General features: G+C 73.0%; 20 protein-coding genes and 1 rRNA gene. 5 read left to right on the forward strand and 16 right to left on the reverse strand.

Annotated elements, in window-relative coordinates; genetic code table 11:
- Positions 1–131: 131 nt before the first annotated feature.
- Complete coding sequence (locus AC07DW_RS27605) at positions 132–1,637, reverse strand: helix-turn-helix domain-containing protein (RefSeq protein ID WP_478860392.1); 1,506 nt, start codon at positions 1,635–1,637, stop codon at positions 132–134.
- 298 nt (positions 1,638–1,935) lie between these two features.
- Between AC07DW_RS27605 and AC07DW_RS27610 the strand changes: the two genes are divergently transcribed.
- Both AC07DW_RS27610 and AC07DW_RS27615 read left to right on the forward strand, forming a co-directional pair.
- Complete coding sequence (locus AC07DW_RS27610) at positions 1,936–2,685, forward strand: DUF4232 domain-containing protein (protein WP_478860393.1); 750 nt, start codon at positions 1,936–1,938, stop codon at positions 2,683–2,685.
- 92 nt (positions 2,686–2,777) lie between these two features.
- The gene (locus AC07DW_RS27615) at positions 2,778–3,491 is read left to right on the forward strand and encodes a DUF4253 domain-containing protein (RefSeq protein WP_478860394.1); all 714 of its coding nucleotides are present in this window, start codon (positions 2,778–2,780) and stop codon (positions 3,489–3,491) included.
- Between the two features lie 147 nt (positions 3,492–3,638).
- Here the strand turns inward: AC07DW_RS27615 and hemB are convergent, their stop codons facing one another.
- The 6 genes from hemB to AC07DW_RS27645 form a co-directional block, all read right to left on the reverse strand.
- Positions 3,639–4,637 carry a porphobilinogen synthase gene (gene hemB / locus AC07DW_RS27620; RefSeq protein WP_478860395.1) on the reverse strand — a complete coding sequence of 333 codons (999 nt, stop codon included), beginning with the start codon at positions 4,635–4,637 and terminating at the stop codon, positions 3,639–3,641.
- Positions 4,638–4,808: 171 nt separating this feature from the next.
- Positions 4,809–6,476 carry a bifunctional uroporphyrinogen-III C-methyltransferase/uroporphyrinogen-III synthase gene (locus AC07DW_RS27625; protein WP_478860396.1) on the reverse strand — a complete coding sequence of 556 codons (1,668 nt, stop codon included), beginning with the start codon at positions 6,474–6,476 and terminating at the stop codon, positions 4,809–4,811.
- Positions 6,473–7,432, reverse strand: coding sequence for a hydroxymethylbilane synthase (gene hemC, locus AC07DW_RS27630; protein WP_478860397.1), 960 nt, complete (start codon positions 7,430–7,432; stop codon positions 6,473–6,475). The genes AC07DW_RS27625 and hemC overlap by 4 nt, the downstream gene beginning before the upstream one ends.
- Entirely contained in the window at positions 7,429–8,775 is a 1,347-nt protein-coding gene (locus AC07DW_RS27635) for a glutamyl-tRNA reductase (protein ID WP_478860398.1), read from the reverse strand. The genes hemC and AC07DW_RS27635 overlap by 4 nt, the downstream gene beginning before the upstream one ends.
- The gene (locus AC07DW_RS27640) at positions 8,772–9,548 is read right to left on the reverse strand and encodes a redox-sensing transcriptional repressor Rex (RefSeq protein ID WP_478860399.1); all 777 of its coding nucleotides are present in this window, start codon (positions 9,546–9,548) and stop codon (positions 8,772–8,774) included. The genes AC07DW_RS27635 and AC07DW_RS27640 overlap by 4 nt, the downstream gene beginning before the upstream one ends.
- A 491-nt stretch (positions 9,549–10,039) precedes the next feature.
- Positions 10,040–10,306 carry a glutaredoxin family protein gene (locus tag AC07DW_RS27645; RefSeq protein ID WP_478860400.1) on the reverse strand — a complete coding sequence of 89 codons (267 nt, stop codon included), beginning with the start codon at positions 10,304–10,306 and terminating at the stop codon, positions 10,040–10,042.
- Between the two features lie 100 nt (positions 10,307–10,406).
- Here AC07DW_RS27645 and AC07DW_RS27650 point away from each other — a divergent pair, with 100 nt between their 5' ends.
- The 3 genes from AC07DW_RS27650 (at position 10,407) to AC07DW_RS27660 (ending at position 13,870) form a co-directional block, all read left to right on the forward strand.
- A complete protein-coding gene (locus AC07DW_RS27650) occupies positions 10,407–11,312 on the forward strand; it encodes an HAD family hydrolase (RefSeq protein ID WP_478860401.1) in 906 nt (301 codons plus the stop codon).
- A 345-nt stretch (positions 11,313–11,657) separates the two neighbouring features.
- Positions 11,658–12,437 carry an ECF subfamily RNA polymerase sigma factor, BldN family gene (locus AC07DW_RS27655; RefSeq protein WP_478860402.1) on the forward strand — a complete coding sequence of 260 codons (780 nt, stop codon included), beginning with the start codon at positions 11,658–11,660 and terminating at the stop codon, positions 12,435–12,437.
- Positions 12,438–12,661: 224 nt separating this feature from the next.
- Positions 12,662–13,870, forward strand: a complete 1,209-nt coding sequence (locus AC07DW_RS27660) for a DUF5667 domain-containing protein (protein ID WP_478860403.1) — start codon at positions 12,662–12,664, stop codon at positions 13,868–13,870.
- A gap of 54 nt (positions 13,871–13,924) precedes the next feature.
- On the opposite strand, the gene AC07DW_RS27665 is transcribed toward AC07DW_RS27660, so the two are convergent.
- The 9 genes from AC07DW_RS27665 to rrf form a co-directional block, all read right to left on the reverse strand.
- On the reverse strand, positions 13,925–15,004 hold the full coding sequence (locus tag AC07DW_RS27665; RefSeq protein ID WP_478860404.1) for a lysophospholipid acyltransferase family protein: 1,080 nt from the start codon (positions 15,002–15,004) through the stop codon (positions 13,925–13,927).
- Positions 15,005–15,021: 17 nt separating this feature from the next.
- A complete protein-coding gene (locus AC07DW_RS27670; protein WP_478860405.1) occupies positions 15,022–16,092 on the reverse strand; it encodes an NAD-dependent epimerase/dehydratase family protein in 1,071 nt (356 codons plus the stop codon).
- 180 nt (positions 16,093–16,272) lie between these two features.
- Positions 16,273–16,371, reverse strand: coding sequence for a 30S ribosomal protein bS22 (locus AC07DW_RS27675; protein WP_003948845.1), 99 nt, complete (start codon positions 16,369–16,371; stop codon positions 16,273–16,275).
- 150 nt (positions 16,372–16,521) lie between these two features.
- Complete coding sequence (locus AC07DW_RS27680; RefSeq protein WP_064070100.1) at positions 16,522–16,734, reverse strand: helix-turn-helix domain-containing protein; 213 nt, start codon at positions 16,732–16,734, stop codon at positions 16,522–16,524.
- A 128-nt stretch (positions 16,735–16,862) separates the two neighbouring features.
- The gene (locus AC07DW_RS27685; protein ID WP_478860406.1) at positions 16,863–17,678 is read right to left on the reverse strand and encodes a phosphatase; all 816 of its coding nucleotides are present in this window, start codon (positions 17,676–17,678) and stop codon (positions 16,863–16,865) included.
- Between the two features lie 106 nt (positions 17,679–17,784).
- Positions 17,785–18,960 (reverse strand): acetoin utilization protein AcuC, encoded by a 1,176-nt coding sequence (locus AC07DW_RS27690; protein WP_478860407.1) that lies wholly within the window; start codon positions 18,958–18,960, stop codon positions 17,785–17,787.
- Entirely contained in the window at positions 18,929–20,095 is a 1,167-nt protein-coding gene (locus tag AC07DW_RS27695; RefSeq protein WP_478860408.1) for an MFS transporter, read from the reverse strand. Before AC07DW_RS27695 ends, AC07DW_RS27690 begins: the two co-directional genes overlap by 32 nt.
- 43 nt (positions 20,096–20,138) lie before the next feature.
- Complete coding sequence (locus AC07DW_RS27700; RefSeq protein ID WP_478860409.1) at positions 20,139–20,783, reverse strand: HAD family hydrolase; 645 nt, start codon at positions 20,781–20,783, stop codon at positions 20,139–20,141.
- Between the two features lie 85 nt (positions 20,784–20,868).
- Positions 20,869–20,960, reverse strand: a 5S ribosomal RNA gene (gene rrf / locus AC07DW_RS27705); the annotation flags it as partial.

Genomic DNA, 20,960 nt, shown 5'->3' on the forward strand with positions numbered 1-20,960 from the left:
GGAGGGAGGAAAGGCAGAAATCGCAAAAAGGGGGGGGGTTGTCTCGGTTTCCACACCCCCGGACCCCTTCGACCCAGGCTGTGGTGGCCCCCCCCCCCCCCCCCCCCCCCCCCCCCCAACGGCCCGGTCCCTCACCCCTCGCCCGGCACGTGCGGGATCCACCCGCTGCCGCCGAGGGGGTAGTCGTAGGCCGGCCGCCCGGTGACGGCGCTCGTGGCGAACGGCCGCCCGTGGTCGTCGACCCGCAGCGTCCCGCGCCGGTCCCCGCTGCTCCACTCCAGCTCCAGGTACCAGCGCACGGCGTGCCCGGCGGTGTGCGCGGTGACCCGCAGCATCTGCGGATCGTTCGCGGACACCTTGTACGGGAAGTCCCCCGCCGGGATCTCCCTGTCGCCCTGCCGCCCCGCGACGGGCACGGTACGCGGCCGGGCCACGTCCAGGTTGATGTCGAGGCTCCGGGGCGTCATCTCGCCACCGCACCCGACGCCCATCGTGTACGCGTTCCACGCCAGCGGCGCGTCCTTCTCCACCACCCGTACGTGCAGCGCGTGGAGCACCACCGTCTCGTGCCCGGTGCCCTGTACGGAGAGGTCCATCATCATGTCGCCGCCGGGCGCCCCGCCCAGCGCGGTCACCCAGCCCCGCGCGTCCTGCTCCGACGGCGGCGGCGGCACCCTCGCGGGCGGCCGGTCCACCACGTACACCTGACTGCACGGGTCGCGCCAGACGTACGGGCGCACGTCCACGGTCAGCGGTACGCCTCCGCCGCGCCGGTCCGGTACGGCGCCCGTGGGCGGTGCGGCCCCGGTCGGCGCGGCGGCCGGGGTGGGCGTGCCGGACGGGGCGGACGCGCCGGACGGGGCGGACGGTGAGGGTGCCGCGGAGGCGGATGTGCCCGGGCGCGGTCCCGGGCGCGGGGAGCCGGACGGGCCGGCGGCAGCGGACGCCGCGGCGCGCCGGGCGGGGCCCGACGCGTCGTCGGGGCGCTGCGGGTGACCGGGGACCAGACTCACGGCGAGCGCGGTGGAGCCGGTCAGCACGACGAGGGCGGCCGCGGCGGCGAGGAGCCTGCCCCGCCGCCGTGCACGGCCGGGACCGGGCGTCCCGGTGGGCGGGGGTGCGAGGACGGTCACGGGGCCGTCGCCCCGTGCCCCCGCCCGCTTTTCCTTCGCGCCGTCCGCCGGGTCGTCCCCGTCGACCGGGCCGACCCGCCCGGCCGGACCGACCGCGTCTCCCGACTCGGCCTCCCGGCCCGCCGAACGGCCCCCGCCCGCCGCCGGCTCCCGTTCCGGGGTCGGCTGTTCCGCCTCCTGCTCCGGCTCCGATCCTGCCGAACCGCCCTCGCCCGGCTCCTCCGTGAGCGGTGCCTCCGGCGCCGTGGCACGGCCGCGCCGCCGGGCGTCGTCGGCGACGATCCACCGCCGGTGCAGCGCCACCATCTCGTCCCGCGACGCCCCGCAGAGCCGCGCGAGCCGTTCCACGGGGGCGAACTCCGTCGGGACGGCGTCCCCGTTGCAGTACCGGTGCAGCGTCGAGGTGCTCATGTGCCCCCGCTTGGCGAGCGCGCCGTAGCTGAGCCCGGAGCGCTCCTTGAGCCCGCGCAACACCTCCGCGAAGCCTTCCGTCTCGGTCCCCACCCGGCCGTCCCTCCACCGCACACCGTCCCAGGAAGGCGTTCCAGGGACCCGACGAACCCGCAGGCCGGCGCCGTTCCGGCATTCCGGCGTTCCTCATTGTCCCGTGCCGATTGCCCCTGGATCACGCCGCCCGGCACGGTGTGTCCAGCACCACCGGAGAGGGGACACCGATGCGGCCCCACCGACGCCTGCGCCTCGTCGACGCCTGCGCCGTCGCCGTACTGATCGCCTGCACGGCGGTCGTCATCGCGCTGATCAACCGTCACTGACCGCACACCAACGGGGAGAACGACCCACCATGCGTACCTTCCGCACCCGCACCACCACCATCGCCGCGACCGCCTTCCTGGCCGCGCTGTCGCTCACCGCCTGCCGGAACGACGACGCCTCCGGCGCCGCCGCCCCCTCGTCCCCCGCCGCACCGGCGACCCCGGCCCCCGACCGGACGGCCCCCGGCCAGGCGACGGGCGGCACGGCCGGCGAGCCGGGCACGAGCACCCCGGCCACGAACCACCCGGGCCCGGCCGACTCGAGCCCGGCGACGGGGGGCACGACCGGAATCGGCGACCCCACCGCCACGCCCGCCAAGGGCGGCCCCGCGGCCCCGAACGACGACACCCCCGTGACCGCGCCCTGCGGAGCCGGCGCCAAGGTCACCTACACCGCGGTGAGCCGCCCCCTGAACCACGCCCTGCTCACCCTGACCAACACCGGCTCCACGCCGTGCAACGCCTACCACGCGCCGCTGCTCCGCTTCGACGACGCCCAGGCCGCCACCGCCGTCGACGACAGCAGCCGGCCGCAGGCGGTCGTCACCCTCGCCCCCGGCGAATCGGCCTACGCCTCCATCACGCTGGCCGCCGCCGACGGCAGTGGCGGCGAAGGCCGGACGGCCCGCGAGCTGGCGGTGCGCTTCGCCCCCCGCGGCGGCGAAGGCTCGACCGACGCCGCCCCGGCCAGGATCACCCTGCCCGCCGGCACGTACATCGACAGCTCCACGAACGTCACCCACTGGCAGAGCTCCATGGACGACGCCCTCATGTACTGAGCGCGCGGCCCCACGGCAACGCCCCTGCCGGGGCGACGCGTTCGCGAGGTGTCGCCCCGGGCGTTGTCAGTGGCGGCACCTATGGTCGTTCCATGGTCATCAACCCGAACGCGCTGGGCCTGGACCTGCCGCCCGGCACCCTGCGCGTCCAGCCGTCGCTCTGGTACGCGGACGAGCCCGCCACGCCCGACACCTGGGCCCGCCTCCTCCCCGCCCGGGACGCCACCGGGATGCAGCCGGTGCTGCTCACGGAGACCCAGTTCCTCCACATGAGCCAGGTGGCCGACCCCGACGACCACGACGCGGCCACGACCCTGGCCGACCTGTGGCGGCTGGTCCAGGAGGAGGACGACGAGACGCCGCCCGAGCCGTGGCCGGGCCTCGCCCCGCCCGCCCCCGGCGGCACCGACCCGGACGACGCCGCCGCCCGCACGGCGGCCGAACTGGCCGGGGACGACGACTGGTTGAAGGGCACCCGCGGCGGCCTGGTCCCGGCCCGCCGCAGCGCCGACATCCCGGCGGTCCTCGGCTGGGGCGGCGCCGCCGACCACGCCGACGCCGTCCACATCTCCACCGTCCTGCGCTCCTGGGAGGACCGGTTCGGCATACGGGTCGTGGGCCTCGGCCCGGACGTCCTCACCGTCTCCGTCGCAGCCCCGCCCCGCACCCCGGCCGACGCCCTCGCGGTGGCCGCCGAGCACGCGGCCTTCTGCCCCGACACCGTCCGGGACGGCTACGAGACGCTCCGCGCCTACGCCGCCGAGGAGGTGCTCGACCGCCGGGACTGGACGTTCTGGTGGGACTGATCCCCCCACGGTGTCATCCGGGCGCGGGACCCCGGCCGGGGGCGTCGGGCATGCCACCACGCCGCCCGGCGCGGCCGGCGACCGGGGCGTCACGCTCCACGACGGCGCGGGTGGGCGGGTCCTCGCGGAACTGCCCGGCGGCAGCTCTCAGCCGCGGCCGAGCCGCTGGGCGACCTCGGTCGCCCAGTAGGTGAGGATCATCTGCGCGCCGGCCCGCCGGATGCCGGTCAGGGACTCCAGGATCGCCTTGTCGCGCTCGATCCAGCCCTTCTCCGCGGCGGCCTCGATCATCGCGTACTCGCCACTGATCTGGTACGCCGCGACCGGCACGTCCACCGCGTCCGCGACCTTCGCCAGCACGTCGAGGTAGGGCCCGGCCGGCTTGACCATCACCATGTCGGCGCCCTCCTCCAGGTCGAGCGCCAGCTCGCGCATCGACTCCCGGAGGTTCGCCGCGTCCTGCTGGTACGTCTTGCGGTCGCCCTTCAGCGACGACCCGACGGCCTCGCGGAACGGCCCGTAGAACGCGGAGGCGTACTTCGCCGTGTAGGCGAGCACCGCCACGTCCTCCTTGCCGATGGTGTCCAGGGCGTCCCGGACCACCCCGACCTGGCCGTCCATCATGCCGCTGGGCCCCACCACATGGACGCCCGCGTCCGCCTGGACCTGCGCCATCTCGGCGTACCGCTCCAGGGTCGCGTCGTTGTCGACCCGCCCCTCCGCGTCCAGCACACCGCAGTGCCCGTGGTCGGTGTACTCGTCGAGGCACAGGTCCGACATCACCACGAGATCGTCGCCGACCTCGGCGCGCACGTCCCGGATGGCCACCTGCAGGATGCCGTCCGGGTCGGTGCCCGCCGTGCCGAGCGCGTCCTTCTTCGCGTCCTCCGGCACACCGAAGAGCATGATCCCGGACACCCCGGCCTCGACCGCCTCCACGGCGGCCTTCCGCAGCGTGTCGCGGGTGTGCTGCACGACGCCCGGCATCGCCGAGATCGGCACCGGCTCGCTCACGCCCTCCCGCACGAACGCGGGCAGGATGAGGTCCGCCGGGTGGAGCCGCGTCTCCGCGACCATCCGCCGCATCACGGGGGTCGTCCGCAGCCGCCGCGGCCGCGCACCGGGGAAGGATCCGTACGAAGTCATACGCCCACGCTACGCCCGTACCACCCCTGCTCTTGCCGACACCGTGCCGGACGAGCCCGTACCGGAACGGGCCGTGCGGGCCCCGGCAACGCACCGGGGCGCCCCCACGCGGGGGACGCCCCACCCGGCGCCGGGCTTCCCAGCCCACCACCGGCAACACACCACCGGCCGTCAGGTCGTCGTGCGCCTCCGCCGCGCGCCCGGACGGCGCTCGCTGGGCCGCGTGACCGGGTCCCCGGCCTCCAGCGCGGCCGTGCGGCGCCGCATCCCGAACTCGGCCAGGGCCTCCGCCAGCTTGTGCACGGACGGCTCCGGCGACAGCACGTCCACCCGCAGCCCGTGCTCCTCCGCCGTCTTGGCGGTGGCGGGCCCGATGCAGGCGATGACCGTCACGTTGTGCGGCTTGCCGGCGATACCGACCAGGTTCCGCACGGTGCTCGACGACGTGAACAGCACGGCGTCGAAGCCACCGCCCTTGATGGCCTCCCGCGTCTCGGCCGGCGGCGGCGACGCCCGCACGGTCCGGTAGGCGGTGACGTCGTCGACCTCCCAGCCGAGCTCGATCAGCCCCGCGACCAGCGTCTCGGTGGCGATGTCGGCCCGCGGCAGGAAGACGCGGTCGATCGGGTCGAAGACCGGGTCGTACGGCGGCCAGTCCTCCAACAGCCCGGCCGCCGACTGCTCACCGCTCGGCACGAGGTCGGGCTTGACGCCGAACTCGACCAGCGCGGCGGCGGTCTGCTCGCCCACCGCCGCGACCTTGATCCCGGCGAAGGCGCGGGCGTCGAGCCCGTACTCCTCGAACTTCTCCCGCACCGCCTTCACCGCGTTCACCGACGTGAAGGCGATCCACTCGTACCGCCCGGTCACGAGCCCCTTGACGGCCCGCTCCATCTGCTGCGGCGTACGCGGCGGCTCCACGGCGATGGTCGGGACCTCGCTCGGCACGGCGCCGTAGGACCGCAACTGGTCGGAGAGCGACGCCGCCTGCTCCTTGGTGCGCGGCACGAGGACCTTCCAGCCGAACAGCGGCTTGGACTCGAACCACGCGAGCTGGTCGCGCTGGGCGGCGGAGCTTCGCTCACCGACCACGGCTATGACGGGCTGGTGGCCCTCGGGCGACGGCAGCACCTTCGCCTGCTTCAGCACCTGCGCGATGGAGCCCAGCGTCGCGGTCCAGGTCCGCTGCCGGGTCGTCGTACCGGCCACCGTGACGGTCAGCGGGGTGTCGGGCTTACGGCCCGCCGACACCAGCTCACCGGCGGCGGCGGCCACGGAGTCCAGCGAGGTCGACACGACCACGGTCCCGTCCGACGCCCCCACCTCGCTCCAGCACCGCTCGCTCGCGGTCCGGGCGTCCACGAAGCGCACGTCCGCGCCCTTCGCGTCCCGCAGCGGCACACCGGCGTACGCGGGCACGCCGACGGCCGCGGCGACACCGGGCACCACCTCGAAGGGGATGCCCTCGGCGGCGCACGCGAGCATCTCGGCGCCCGCGTTGCCGTCGAGCCCCGGATCGCCGGTCACCGCACGGACGACCCGCTTGCCGCCCCGCGCGGCCTCCATGACAAGATTGGTCGCATCCCTCAACACGGGGACCCCGGCGGGCATTGACGCATCGTCAACAACCGTCAGCTCGGGCGTGCTCACGCCCGCCCGCGCGTGGCCGCGTACGACGTCGAGCACATCCGGCTCGGCGATCAGTACGTCAGCGCCCGACAGGGCCTCGACGGCGCGCAGTGTCAGCAGTCCCGGGTCACCGGGTCCGGCGCCCAGGAAGGTGACGTGCCCGCACGCGGAGTACGCGGAGGAAGCCTTGGATGCAGCGGTGGGGCTCAAAGTGCTCGCTCCCCCATAAGACCGGCCGCACCCTTGGCGAGCATCTCGGACGCGAGCTCGCGACCGAGCGCGACAGCGTCGCCGTGCGACGTGGGTACGGGACCGGTGGTGGACAACTGCACCAGCGTGGAGCCGTCGGTCGTGCCGACGACGCCCCGCAGGCGCATCTCATGAACAGCCTGCCCGTCGGCCAGCAGGTCGGCCAGGGCACCCACGGGTGCGCTGCAGCCGGCCTCCAGGGCGGCGAGCAGGGACCGCTCGGCGGTCACGGCGGCCCGGGTGTACGGGTCGTCGAGCTCGGCGAGCGCGGCGGCGAGGCCGGCGTCGGCCGCCGTGCACTCGACCGCCAGGGCCCCCTGCCCGGGAGCGGGCAGGACGGTGTCGACCGACAGGAGGTCGGTGGCCTCCTCACCACGTCCGATGCGGTTGAGCCCGGCCGCGGCGAGTACCACCGCGTCCAGCTCCCCGTTCCGCACGTAGCCGATCCGCGTGTCGACGTTCCCCCGGATGGCGACGCACTCGATCTCCATGCCGTTGGCGCGGGCGTACGCGTTGAGCTGCGCCATGCGCCGCGGCGAACCGGTACCCACGCGGGACCCGGCCGGCAGTTCCTCGAACCGCAGGCCGTCGCGGGCGACCAGCACGTCGCGCGGATCCTCGCGGGGCGGGATCGCCGCGACGACCAGGTCGTCGGGCTGCGCGGTGGGCAGGTCCTTCAGCGAGTGCACCGCGAAGTCGACCTCACCCGCGAGCAGCGCGTCACGCAGCGCCGTGACGAACACGCCGGTGCCGCCGATCTGCGCGAGGTGCTCGCGCGAGGTGTCACCGTAGGTGGTGATCTCCACGAGCTCCACCGGCCGCCCGGTCAGCTGCCGCACCGCCTCCGCGACATGCCCGGACTGGGCCATGGCGAGCTTGCTGCGCCTGGTCCCGAGCCTCAATGCCCTCTCGGTCATACTCGCCCTCTATTCGGGTCGTTCATGTCGGCCCGGCTGACGGAGGCGACCGTCTCCGGGTCGAGGTCGAAGAGTGTGCGCAGCGCGTCCGCGTACCCGGCGCCGCCGGGCTCGCTGGCGAGCTGCTTGACCCGTACGGTCGGCGCGTGGAGGAGCTTGTCCACCACACGGCGCACGGTCTGGGTGATCTCGGCGCGCTGCTTCTCGTCGAGGCCGGGCAGCCGCCCCTCCAGGCGGGCCATCTCCCCCGCGACGACGTCGGCGGCCATGGTGCGCAGCGCGACGACGGTGGGGGTGATGTGCGCGGCCCGCTGGGCGGCCCCGAAGGCGGCGACCTCGTCGGCGACGATGCCGCGCACCTGGTCCACGTCGGCGGCCATCGGCGCGTCGGCGGAGGCGTCGGCGAGCGACTCGATGTCGACGAGCCGGACGTCAGCCAGCCGGTGCGCGGCGGCGTCGATGTCGCGGGGCATGGCGAGGTCGAGCAGCGCGAGCGGAGCCGTACGTCCGGCCATCGCGCTCTCTACCGCGACACCCGTCAGCACCAGCCCGGTCGCGCCCGTGCAGGACACGACCACGTCGGCACGTGTCAGTTCGTCGCTCACGGAGGTCATGGCCACCGCGCGTGCGGCCACCCCGGTGCCTCCGGGCTCGGTCAGGATCTGTACCAGCCGTTCGGCGCGCTCCAGGGTCCGGTTGGCGACGACGATCTCGCCGACCCCGACCCGCGCGAGCGTGGCGGCCGCCAGGGAGGACATCGACCCGGCGCCGATGACGAGCGCCCGCTTGCCCTCGGCCCAGGCGGCGACGTCGCCGCCGGCCGCCAGCTGCTCCAGCCCGAAGGTGACGAGCGACTGGCCGGCCCGGTCGATGCCGGTCTCGCTGTGGGCCCGCTTGCCGACCCGCAGCGCCTGCTGGAACAGGTCGTTCAGCAGCCGCCCGGCGGTGTGCAGCTCCTGTCCGCGCGCGAGGGCGTCCTTGATCTGGCCGAGGATCTGGCCCTCGCCGACGACCATGGAGTCGAGCCCGCAGGCCACCGAGAACAGGTGGTGGACGGCGCGGTCCTCGTAGTGCACGTACAGGTGGGGGGTGAGCTCCTCGAGTCCGACCCCGCTGTGCTGGGCGAGCAGGGTGGACAGCTCGGCGACGCCCGCGTGGAACTTGTCCACGTCGGCGTACAGCTCGATGCGGTTGCAGGTGGCCAGGACGGCCGCCTCGGCGGCCGGCTCGGCGGCGAGGGTGTCCTGGAGCAGCTTGGCGCGCGTGTCGGTGTCGAGGGAGGCCCGCTCCAGCACGCTGACGGGGGCGCTGCGGTGGCTGAGGCCGACGACGAGGAGACTCATGCCGGCATCACGGCGGGCATGTCCCCGTCAGGTCCCTTCCGGCCGTCGGCGGGCGCGGCGGCGACCGCGTCGCGGACGACCGGAGGCAGTACCGCCTGGCCGCCCGGCTCCTCGCCGGCCTTGCGCTGCTCGTGGAAGGCGAGGATCTGCAGCTCGATGGAGAGGTCGACCTTGCGCACGTCCACGCCGTCCGGCACGGACAGCACGGTCGGCGCGAAGTTCAGGATGGAGGTCACCCCTGCGGCGACGAGCCGGTCGCAGACCTGCTGCGCGGCACCGGCGGGCGTGGCGATGACACCGATGGAGACGCCGTTCTCGTCGACGATCCTCTCGAGGTCGTCGATGAACTGGACGGGCATGCCGGCGACGGGCTTGCCGACCATCGAGGGATCGGCGTCGATCAGCGCGGCCACGCGGAAGCCCCGGGAGGCGAACCCGCCGTAGTTGGCGAGGGCGGCGCCGAGGTTGCCGATGCCGACCATGACGATCGGCCAGTCCTGGGTGAGCCCGAGCTCGCGGGAGATCTGGTAGACGAGGTACTCGACGTCGTACCCGACGCCCCGGGTGCCGTACGAGCCGAGGTACGAGAAGTCCTTGCGCAGCTTCGCGGAGTTGACCCCCGCCGCCGCGGCGAGCTCCTCGGAGGAGACCGTGGGTACGGAGCGCTCCGACAGTGCGGTGAGCGCCCGCAGATACAGCGGAAGCCTGGCGACGGTGGCCTCGGGGATTCCTCGGCTACGGGTCGCCGGTCGGTGTGTTCGGCCAGTTGCCACGGTGCTCCTGCGGGATGAGCGGGGCTGCAGGCGGCCATACGTACCAAGACCGCCCCGTCGACAGCAGGCTATGTCTTTGTGAACGCGTGCACAAAGATGGTGTCCATTTTGTCCGCGCAAAGTGACCGGGCTCACGCGAATCGAACGCGCCATCCCGGAACCGGGGCACACCTCGGACCGTTCGCGAGCCGTAGGGGACAAAGCGGTACACACTCCTCATGACCACGCCCCCGAAGCGCAACAAAACGCACACGATGGTAACCGCCTTCCCGGTCACCCCGCCCCGCGCGCGTGGCCGGGGGCGCCCCGGGCGGTGCAAGCCGGGGGGCGTTCGCCGCCGGCGGTCCGGGGCCGGGACCCCTCCGGCCCCACCCCACCACCGCCGACAGACACCGCGGACACCCGCGCCCCGCAGGGCCCGCACGCCCCGGAGGAGGCGCCGCCCCGCGCGCGCAGGCGCGGCCGGACCGCACCGCACCGCACCGGCGCCGTCAGGCCGACAGCGCGCGGCGCAGGCGCGCCGGGTCCACCTTCCAGAAGGTGTGCTGTTCGCCGTCCACCAGGACAACCGGAATCTGCTCCCAGTAGGCCCGGTGGAGCTCCTCGTCCTGGAGGATGTCCTTCTCCTCCCACACCGCCCCGGTCTCGGCGCACACCTCACGGATCACCGTCCGCGCGTCGTCGCACAGGTGGCAGCCGGGTTTGCCGATGAGCGTCACGGTCCGCGGGCCGGCCTTCTTCTTCGTACGTCCGAACATGCACCCATTCTCCGCCCGCGTCACACCGGTGCCTCGCAGAGTTCACGCCGTGGCCGGCCGCCGGTCGGGAAGTACCGAACACAGTGGCTATGCTCACCGCATGGCCGCTCCGGGATGGCTCACCCCCCACAGGCGCTCCGCCACGGCACGCAGCGTGCTGGCGGGCGAGGCGTCGGCCGAGGCCGCCCGCAAGACCTCGCGGCCGGCGCCCGAACCCCAGTTCCCCGTGCCCGGCGACGACCGGGCCGCCGCCTTCTTCGACCTCGACAACACGGTGATGCAGGGCGCCGCGATCTTCCACTTCGGCCGCGGGCTGTACAAGCGGAAGTTCTTCCAGCGCCGTGAGCTCGCCCGGTTCGCCTGGCAGCAGGCATGGTTCCGGCTCGCCGGGGTCGAGGACCCCGAGCACATGCAGGACGCCCGCGACAGCGCGCTGTCCATCGTCAAGGGCCACCGCGTCTCCGAGCTGATGACCATCGGCGAGGAGATCTACGACGAGTACATGGCCGACCGCATCTGGCCGGGCACCCGCGCCCTCGCCCAGGCCCACCTCGACGCCGGTCAGCGGGTCTGGCTGGTCACCGCGGCGCCCGTGGAGACGGCGACCATCATCGCCCGCCGCCTGGGCCTGACCGGGGCGCTCGGCACGGTCGCCGAGTCCGTCGACGGCGTCTACACCGGCAGGCTCGTCGGGGAGCCCCTGCACGGCCCGGCCAAGGCGGAGGCGGTCCGCGCGCTGGCCGCCGCCGAGGGGCTGGACCTGTCGCGCTGTGCGGCGTACAGCGACAGCCACAACGACATCCCCATGCTGTCCCTGGTGGGCCACCCGTACGCCATCAACCCGGACGCCAAGCTGCGCCGGTACGCGCTGGACCGCGAGTGGCGCCTGCGCGACTACCGCACGGGCCGCAAGGCCGCCAAGGTCGGCATCCCGGCCGCCGCGGGCGTGGGCGCCCTCGCCGGCGGCACGGCCGCCGCCGTGGCCCTCCACCGCCGCCGCCGCTGACCAGCCGGCCGACCGCCCGGCGACCGCCGCCGACCGCCGTCGGCCAAACCGGCTTCTTACCCGCCTCCGGCCCGGGCCAGTCGCCCCGCGCGCACTCGGGCACAAGAGAACCTGCACCCAAACACTTCTCGAAGTAATCCGATCAATAAATGGTCACGAAGTGCGACTTGATCAGCCCCGTAGACGTAACAGAAGCGACTGAATCGATGATTTGAGCAACTCGGCGTAGCGCTCCCTGCACTAAGCGTTATTCTCCTCAAACGCATACGGGACCCCTCACGCGTCGCTACGACGGGTGAAAGGTTTCGTACTGCACGTGATGGAAGCTCTGCCTCTGGGAGTCCCGTGTACCCACACGTCGGGGTTGACGCCTCGGGCCTGGCTACGCTCCGCGCGACGGTCCTCGACCATCTGCGCGGCTTCGTCCCCACCGCGTACGCCGCCCCGGCCTTCGCCTCACCGGCACTGGCCGGTCCTTGCTATGCCCTCGCCGACGGCGGTGCCGCCGTCGGGAGACGCGGCGGCCGGGGCGGTTCGGGCACCTCGACCACCGCCCGTCGGCCCACCGCCGACAGCGACAGCGCGCGCATGATGGAGCTGGTCGAGCGCGCCCAGGCCGGCGAGGCCGATGCCTTCGGTCGCCTGTACGACCAGTACAGCGACACCGTCTACCGCTACATCTACTACCGCGTCGGCGGGAAGGCGACGGCCGAGGACCTGACCAGCGAGACGTTCCTGCGCGCCCTGCGCCGCATCTCCACCTTCACCTGGCAGGGACGCGATTTCGGCGCCTGGCTGGTCACCATCGCTCGCAACCTGGTCGCCGACCACTTCAAATCGAGCCGATTCCGGCTGGAAGTGACCACCGGCGAAATGCTCGACGCCAACGAGGTCGAGCGCAGCCCGGAGGACTCGGTCCTGGAGTCCCTCTCCAACGCCGCCCTCCTGGAGGCGGTCCGCAAGCTCAACCCGCAGCAGCAGGAGTGCGTGACCCTGCGCTTCCTCCAGGGACTGTCCGTCGCGGAGACCGCCCGCGTCATGGGCAAGAACGAAGGTGCGATCAAAACCCTCCAGTACCGGGCCGTCCGCACGCTGGCGCGGCTCCTCCCCGAAGACGCCCGATGAACCCACCCATCCCAACTGACCCTCGGTGACGCCACGGTGACGCGCTGGTCCGATCATCTTTCGTGCGTAACCCAAGTGCCGAGCCGCTCGTTGTGCGGGATGCAGGCTCCCTGTGGTCACACCCTGACCCCCGCCACTCACTCGTTCGTGTGGATGGGTTCATGGTGTGCAACCTTCCGGAACCCCCGGGGAGTCGACCGTCATGACGAGAGGAGGTGCCGCCAGTGATCGCGAACGTATCGGCGCACCGGCGGGCGAACGCCTTCGCCCAGGCCCTGGAAGAACAGACGGCCGAGCAGCCCGAGGCATCGGTCGAACCGACCGAGCAGGGTCGGCTGTTGGCCCTGGCGAACGGTCTCGGCGAACTGCCGAAGCCGCAGATGGACCCGGACGTGAAGGTGGTGCAACGGGCGCAGCTCGTCGCCGCCATGGAAGCACTGTTCCTGGAGGGCGCGGCCCCCGAGGGAGGCGCGTCCTCGGGCCGCACGGTGCCGGAGCAGCGGGCGGCGACGGGGCGGGGTGCCCACCGGGCGACCGCGCTCCGGAAGTTGCGGCCCCGTTCCCGCTGGTCGAAGGGGCTCGCCGCCGGCGGCCTCACGGTCGGTGTGGCGGCGGGCGCGTTCAGCGGGGTGGCCGCCGCCAGTTCCGACGCCCTCCCCGGTGACTCGCTCTACGGGCTGAAGCGCGGTATGGAAGACCTCAAGCTCGGTATGGCGGACGACGACGCCGACCGGGGCGGGATCTATCTCGACCAGGCTTCCACCCGGCTCAGCGAGGCCCGCCGCCTCATGGAGCGCGACCGGTCCGGGGTGCTGGACCACGAGTCCCTGGGCGAGATCCGGCGCGCGCTGAACGGCATGAAGCACGACGCCACCGAGGGCCACCGACTGCTGCGCCTGGCGTACGAGCGGGACGGCGCCATCGCCCCGCTGGCCACGCTCAACTCGTTCGCCCGCAGCCACCGCGAGGTCTGGAACGGCCTCCGCGACCGGCTGCCCGTCCAGCTGACCGACGTCGGGGACGAGGTGAGCGACGTCTTCGCCGCCATGGACGAAGAGGTCGGACCGCTCCAGTCCCAGCTGCCGCAGCCGCCCGAGCGGAGCGACGGCCGGGGGTCCGGCCGTCCGGGTGCCTCCCAGGACTCCTCCGGCTCCGGGCCGTCCCACCAGGCCCCGTCCTCCCCGCAGAGCCGTCCCCCGGGCAGCAGCGGCAAGCCCGGCCCCTCCGGTTCCGGACCGGGCGCGGCGAAGGACGACGGCCTGCTCGGCGGCAACACCGGCGGGCTGCTCGAACCGGACCCGTCGACACCCCCGCCCGCCACGGGCAACACGGGTGGCCAGCCCACACCGCCGCCGGCACCGGACGTCACCATCCCGCCGATCCTCCCGGGCATCCTTCCCGGCCTCGGGATCGACAAGGAGGACGCCGGGTAGACACGCTGAAGGGTGGGTGCCCTCGCCGGAGGGACACCCACCCTTCATGGTGTGTCAGAAGAACACCGAGCGTCGCTGCACCAGCAGCTTGTACAGCGTGTGCTGGATCTGCTCCCGCACCTGGTCCGTCAGGTTGAACATCAGCATCGGGTCCTCCGCCGCCTCCAGCGGGAACCCGTCCGTCGGGATCGGCTCCCCGAACTGGATCGTCCACTTCGTCGGCAGCGGCAGCGCACCGAGCGGCCCCAGCCAGGGGAACGTCGGCGTGACCGGGAAGTACGGAATGCCCAGCACCCGCGCGAGGGTCTTCACGTTCCCGATCATGGGATAGATCTCCTCCGCCCCCACGATCGAGCACGGCACGATCGGAGCGCCCGCCCGCAGCGCCGTCGACACGAACCCGCCACGGCCGAACCGCTGGAGCTTGTAGCGCTCGCTGAAGGGCTTCCCGATGCCCTTGAAGCCCTCCGGCATCACCCCGACGACCTCGCCGCGCTGGAGGAGCCGCTCGGCGTCCTCCGCGCACGCCAGCGTGTGCCCGGCCTTGCGGGCCAGCTCGTTGACGACCGGCAGCATGAAGACGAGGTCGGCGGCCAGCAGCCGCAGGTGCCGCCCGGCCGGATGGTTGTCGTGCACGGCGATCTGCATCATCAGCCCGTCCAGCGGCAGCACCCCCGAGTGGTTCGCCACCACCAGCGCCCCGCCCTCGGACGGGATGTTCTCGATGCCCTTCACCTCGACCCGGAAGTACTTCTCGTACAGCGGCCGCAGCAACGACATCAGGACCTGGTCGGTGAGCTCCTCGTCGTACCCGAACTCGTCGACCTCGTACTCGCCGGTGAGCCGTCGGCGCAGGAACGCCAGCCCGCCCGCGATCCGCCGATCCCAGGCACCGGCGCCGGCCCCCTCCGCCCGGGCCTCCCCGCCGCCGGACACGCCCGGGGCGGGCGACCCGTCGGCGTCCTGCGACCCGTCGGCGGCGGCCTGCGCCCCGGGCAGCGGGCTCACCGCGCCCTCGCCGTTCCGCCGCCGCGTGCCGCCGCCCGGCGCAGGCCGCCGGCGCCCCGGTCGCGGGGTGGCCGCACCCGAGCGCGACCGGTCGTCGTCGAACGGAATGACCTTGGCGTCCGCCATCGTTGAATCGCGCTCCCTCATCCGGCGCTGTGCGTCGTCTTCGCCCGGCCGCCGCCCAGGAACGGCAGTTGCCGCGCGGCGATCCGGTCGACCGCCCCCGCGACCGCCTCGGGCGGCAGCAGGCCCGGCCCGCGGCTGCGTGCGAAGTCCGCGAACGTCTCCGCGGTGGTGTACTTCGGTTCGAAGCCGAGCGTCTCGCGCATCTGCGCCGTGCTGACGACCCGTCCGTGCATCAGCAGCCTGATCTGCTCGGGTGAGAAGTCGGTCACACCGACCGTACGCAGCGCCGTGCCGATCCAGGTGACCGCCGGCATCGGCACCGCCACCGTCGGCCGCCCCAGCCGCCGTGAGCACTGCGACAGCGTCAGCACACCGTCGCCCGCCACGTTGAACGTGCCGCTGTTGAGCGTCCCGCGCCGCGGCTCCTGGGAGGCGATCCGCAGGACCTCCACGACGTCGTCCTCGTGGACGAACTGAAGGCGCGGGTCGTAGCCGAACACCGTCGGCAGGACCGGCAGCGAAAGGTACTCGGCGAGGGGGGAGTCCGCGGTGGGCCCCAGGATGTTGGCGAACCGCAGCACGCACACCGCCACGTCGGGCCGCCGGCGCGCGAAGCCCCGCACGTAGCCCTCCACCTCGACGGCGTCCTTGGCGAAGCCACCGCTCGGCAGGGATTTCGCGGGGGTCGTCTCCAGGAAGACGGCCGGGTCACGGGGCGCGGAGCCGTACACATTGGTGCTGGACTTCACGACCAGCCGGCTGACCGTCGGCGACTTCTGGCACGCCCCGAGCAGCTGCATGGTGCCGATGACGTTGGTCTCCTTGACCGCCGTCCGGCCACCGGTGCCCAGCGGTGTCCCGGTGACGTCCAGGTGGACGACGGTGTCGACCTCGTACTCCGCGAGGACCCGCCCTATGGCGGGCTGCCGGATGTCGGCGCGGACGAACTCCGCGGTGCCCAGTCGGTGCGAGGGCGGGACGGCGTCCACGCCGATCACCCGCTCCACACCGGGGTCACGCTGGATGCGGCGGACGAACCTGCCGCCGAGTTGCCGGGCCACACCGGTGACGAGCACGACCTTTCCCAAGATCAGCGCCTTCCGTTCGGTCCCTCGCCTATGCGCCACCGTAGCGGGTGACGGCCGCGCTGTGACGACCGCCGCACCACCGGGAGCACCGCGCAGGCCCCCGGAGGCATCCGGGAAACACCGCGGCCCTCCCACCGGAACCGGTGGGAGGGCCGCGGAACGCGCACGTTCAGCCGTCGCCTACTTCTTGTTGCGACGCTGAACGCGAGTGCGCTTGAGCAGCTTGCGGTGCTTCTTCTTGGCCATCCGCTTGCGCCGCTTCTTGATAACAGAGCCCACGACTACCCTCGCTCACTTCTCGGAACACCCCCGCATCGGCGGGGATCTCGGTGCGGGGCGTCTGGGCCCACACGACCTACGTCGGCCTAGCCTACCGGCCAAAGCTCCGAGCTTGTAATCCAGGGGTGCGCGGGACTCCGCGGACGACCGCTACGCGGTCTCCACCCCCACGAAGGACTCCCGGAGGTACTCGTGAACCGCTTGCTCCGGAACCCGGAACGACCTGCCCACCCGGATCGCCGGCAGATGACCGCTGTGCACCAAGCGGTACACGGTCATCTTCGACACTCGCATCACCGAGGCGACTTCCGCCACGGTCAGGAACTTGACCTCGTTGAGAGGCCTCTCGCCAGCAGCAGCCATGACCCACCTGTACCTTCCGCCCACAACGCCCACCGGCTTCCCCTCCGGTGACTCTTCGTCGCGGTGCGCTCACTCACCAGACTAGGGGCGGGTGATACGAGTGGGGAAGAGGAGCTGCCATCGGCCGCCTACCGTGACAGACACGCCCGATTGAGTACATAGCGAGTAAGCGGTCGGTAGTAATCGGACCGCACAGCGTCATCCAGCGGGACGGCGACGGACACCCGCCCCTCGGCCTCCCCGACGAACAGCGCGGGGTCGTCCGTGTCGGCCAGGCCGACGGCCTCAATACCCAGCTGACCTGCCCCGCAGACCCATCCGTGGTCCCCTACGACGAGCTCCGGCAGCGGCCCCCCGACATCCGCGAGACCCTCCAGGGCGGCCCTGACCGGGAGGGGTGAATGGGTGTGTGCGCCGGTCTCACAACCGGCGCCCTCGCGCCCGGGTTCCCGCACCAACGCGACTCCCCGTACGTAGTCGAGCCTGTACGTACGTACGCCGAACCGGGTCGTTATGTCGACACATCGGCCCTTCGCGGGTGTGAGAACGAGACATCCGGCCGCCGACAAAGCGTCTGCGAGCCCGGCGTAGAAACCGAGCAGTCGGTGCGGGTGCCCCGTCCCGAGCAGCACCGGTGCCCGTCCCCGGGCGGCCGCCGCCAGCCGCGCCGCGAAGGCGCCCAGCGCGGTCAAGGTCCGCTCCGGGTCGATGACATCGGGCCCGGACCGGTACGCGGGGTCGTCGGAGACCCCGCACTTGTCGGCCATGAGGCGTAACAGGTCCCCCTCGTCCCACGACCACCGGGGATCGAGCCCGAGGGTCACCCGGGGGTCCCGGGCCGCGAAGAGGCGATAGCTCCGGAGGCTGTCCTCCCGCGAGGTGGCCACCGGGCCGGCCAGCCTGGCCGCCAGCAGATGCGCGCGCAGTGCACCGGTACTCAACACCCCGCCGATGCTGCCGCAGCCCACCCGGCCCGGCACCGGAACGGCCCGGACACCCCACAGTTGGCCTAACCCCGCCCGCGAGCACAGCCGGACCCGACAGGCCCCCCTACGCCAGCAGCCCGCGCAGCGGGAACACCGCGCGCCGAGCCGCCAGCACCGCCTGGTCCAGCCGGTCCGCCGGGTCGTACCCCTCGTCCCAGCTCCGCCACGACACCGGCCACCGCCCGTCGGTCATCCGCCTGGGCGCCGGCTGCCGGGTCCGCGCGTACACCTCGTCCCGCCACGACGACGGGATCACCGACTCGGGGTCCACCGGAGCGCCGGCGGCGATGCCCACCAGGTGCGTCCACGAGCGCGGGACGACGTCCACGACCGCGTAACCGCCCCCGCCGAGGGCGATCCAGCGTCCTCCGGCGTACTCGTGCGCCAGGTCGTGGCAGGCGGCCTGGACGGCGCGCTGGGCGTCCAGCGACACCGCCAGGTGCGCCAGCGGGTCCTCGAAGTGCGTGTCCGCCCCGTGCTGCGTCACCAGCACCTGCGGCCGGAAGTCCGCCAGCAGCTCGGGCACCGTCGCGTGGAACGCCCGCAGCCACCCCGCGTCGCCGGTCCCGGCGGGCAGCGCCACGTTCACCGCGCCGCCCTCGGCGGGCCCCGAGGCGCCCGTCTCCTCCGGCCACCCGGTGCCCGGGAACAGCGTGCGCGGGTGCTCGTGCAGCGACACCGTCAGCACCCGCGGGTCCTCCCAGAACGCCGCCTGTACGCCGTCCCCGTGGTGCACGTCCACGTCGACGTACGCCACCCGCTCGGCCCCCAGCTCCAGCAGCCGCGCGATCGCCAGCGACGCGTCGTTGTAGATGCAGAACCCGGCCGCCGACCCCGGCATCGCGTGGTGCAGTCCGCCCGCGAAGTTCACCGCGTGCGCGGCCTCACCGCGCCACACCGCCTCCGCCGCGCCCACGGACTGACCCGCGATCAGCGCGGAGGCCTCGTGCATCCCGGCGAACGCCGGGTCGTCCAGGGTGCCCAGTCCGTACGCCTGGTCGGCCGCCCCTGGGTGCGCCGACGCCGCGCGCACGGCAGCGACGTAGCCCTCCCGGTGCACCAGCCGCAGCGTCGAGTCCCCGGCCGGCTTGGCGGCCACCACGTCGACCGCGCGGTCCAGGCCGTACGCCCGCACCAACCCCATGGTCAGTTCGAGCCGCACCGGATCCATCGGGTGCCCGTCCCCGAAGTCGTACCCGGTGAGTGCGTCATCCCACATCAACAGTGCGCGGCCGCTCATGCCCGCCACCGTATCGGTCCGGTTGACCGTCGAACGACCGGGCGTACCGCAGCGTCATCAGCACCAGCACCAGCGGCACCACCATCGCCCCGCGGTAGCTCCACGCGTCACCGAGCACGCCCACCAACGGCGACCCCACCAGGTAGCCCGCGTAGTTGAAGACGTTCAGCCGCGCCACCTCCGCGTCGTCACGTGCCGCCGCGAACGTCTGCGGCACCAGCACGCTCAGCCCGAGTCCCAGCACCGTGAAGCCCGCCAGCCCCGCCCACGCCACCGGCGCCACGGCCACCAGCCCGAACCCGGCCGCCGCCAGCACCGAACCGCCCCGCACCACGACCACCGCACCGAACCGCCGCACCCCGAGGTCCCCCACGGCCCGCCCCAGCAGGGTGGTGACCATATAGGCGTTGTACGGCACCGTCGCCAGCTCCTCCGAACCGCCCAGCACGTCCGTCACGTACTTCGCGCTCCAGTTCGACACCGTGGAATCGCCGATGTACGCGAACGTCATCACCAGGCACAGTGGCACCAGGCCCCCCGCCGCACGCCCCGCCGGCCGCTCCGCCGTCCGCCGCTCCCCGTCCACGTACCACCGGCTCCCCACGAGTGCCGCCGGCAGCACGACCACGACGACCGTCAGGTACGACACCCCCAGCGCCACGTCCCGGTGCACCGCCGCCCACGCCAGTGACGCCCCCACGATCCCGCCCAGGCTGTACGCGGCGTGGAACCCGAGCATGATGCTCCGCCCGTACGCCTGCTGGAGGCTCACCCCGAGCATGTTCATCGCCGCGTCCAGCGCCCCGACGGCCAGCCCGAACACCCCGAGCGCCACGGCCACGTGCCACAGCCGCTGTCCGGCGCCCACGCCGAGCAGGGCCAGCAGCACGACCGGCTGGGCCCACCTGAGGACGGCACCCGGCGCCACCCGCCGCACCAGCTTTCCCGCGCACACGCTGCCCACCCCGGCGAGTACCGGGACGGCCGCCAGGAAGGCCGGCAGCAACGCGTCGGATATCCCGTACCGGTCCTGTACGGCGGGGATACGCGTCACCAGCAGCGCGAACGTCACCCCCTGGACGAAGAAGGAGACCACCAGCGAGCCACGCCCGCGACGCATCCGCGCATCCGTCATGGCGGCACAGCGTAGGGCGCTCACCGATCGCGGGACAGATCACTCACGCGAGCAACCCGAGCAACCGCCCCATGTCGTCGAAGCACCCGTTCACGGCGCCCAGTCGCGCCGCCGGCGTCATCGCGGTGAACCCGTACACGTCCATCCCGGCCGCCCGCGCCGCCCGCACCCCGAGCGGGCTGTCCTCCACGACGACGCACCGCTCGGGCGCCACCCCCATCCGCTCGGCGGCGTACAGGAACAGATCCGGCGCCGGCTTTCCCCGTCCCACGTCCTGCGCGCTGAAGACGTTGCCCTCCCGGAACCACCGGTCCAGCCCCGTCTTGCGGTGCCCCACCCTGATCCGCTCGTGGCTCCCGGACGACGCGACGCAGTACGGCACCCCCTCGGCGGCGAGCTTCCCCAGCATCTCCGGCACCCCGTCGACCACCTCCAGCTCCCGGGCGAACGCCGCGAAGACCCGCGCGTGGAACTCGTCGTCGAAGTCCTCGGGGAGCCGCTGCCCGGTCCGCTCCAGGATCAGGTCGTGAATCCGGTGCACCGCGGCCCCCATGTAGTCCCGCAGCGACTCCTCGTACGAGGTGGGGTGGCCGAGCTCGGTCAGGTACCCGGCCAGGATCGTGTTGGACAGCGGCTCGCTGTCGACGAGGACACCGTCGTTGTCGAAGATCACCAGTTCGTATCGCATACGGTCACCCTAAAAGCAGGAACTCGCCCTGAACGCAAAAAAGCCTCAGTCCCCGGACATTGTCCGGGGACTGAGGCTAATAATTGTTCGGCGGCGTCCTACTCTCCCACAGGGTCCCCCCTGCAGTACCATCGGCGCTGAAAGGCTTAGCTTCCGGGTTCGGAATGTAACCGGGCG

It is taken from the genome of Streptomyces sp. NPDC045701 (genome assembly GCF_056432045.1).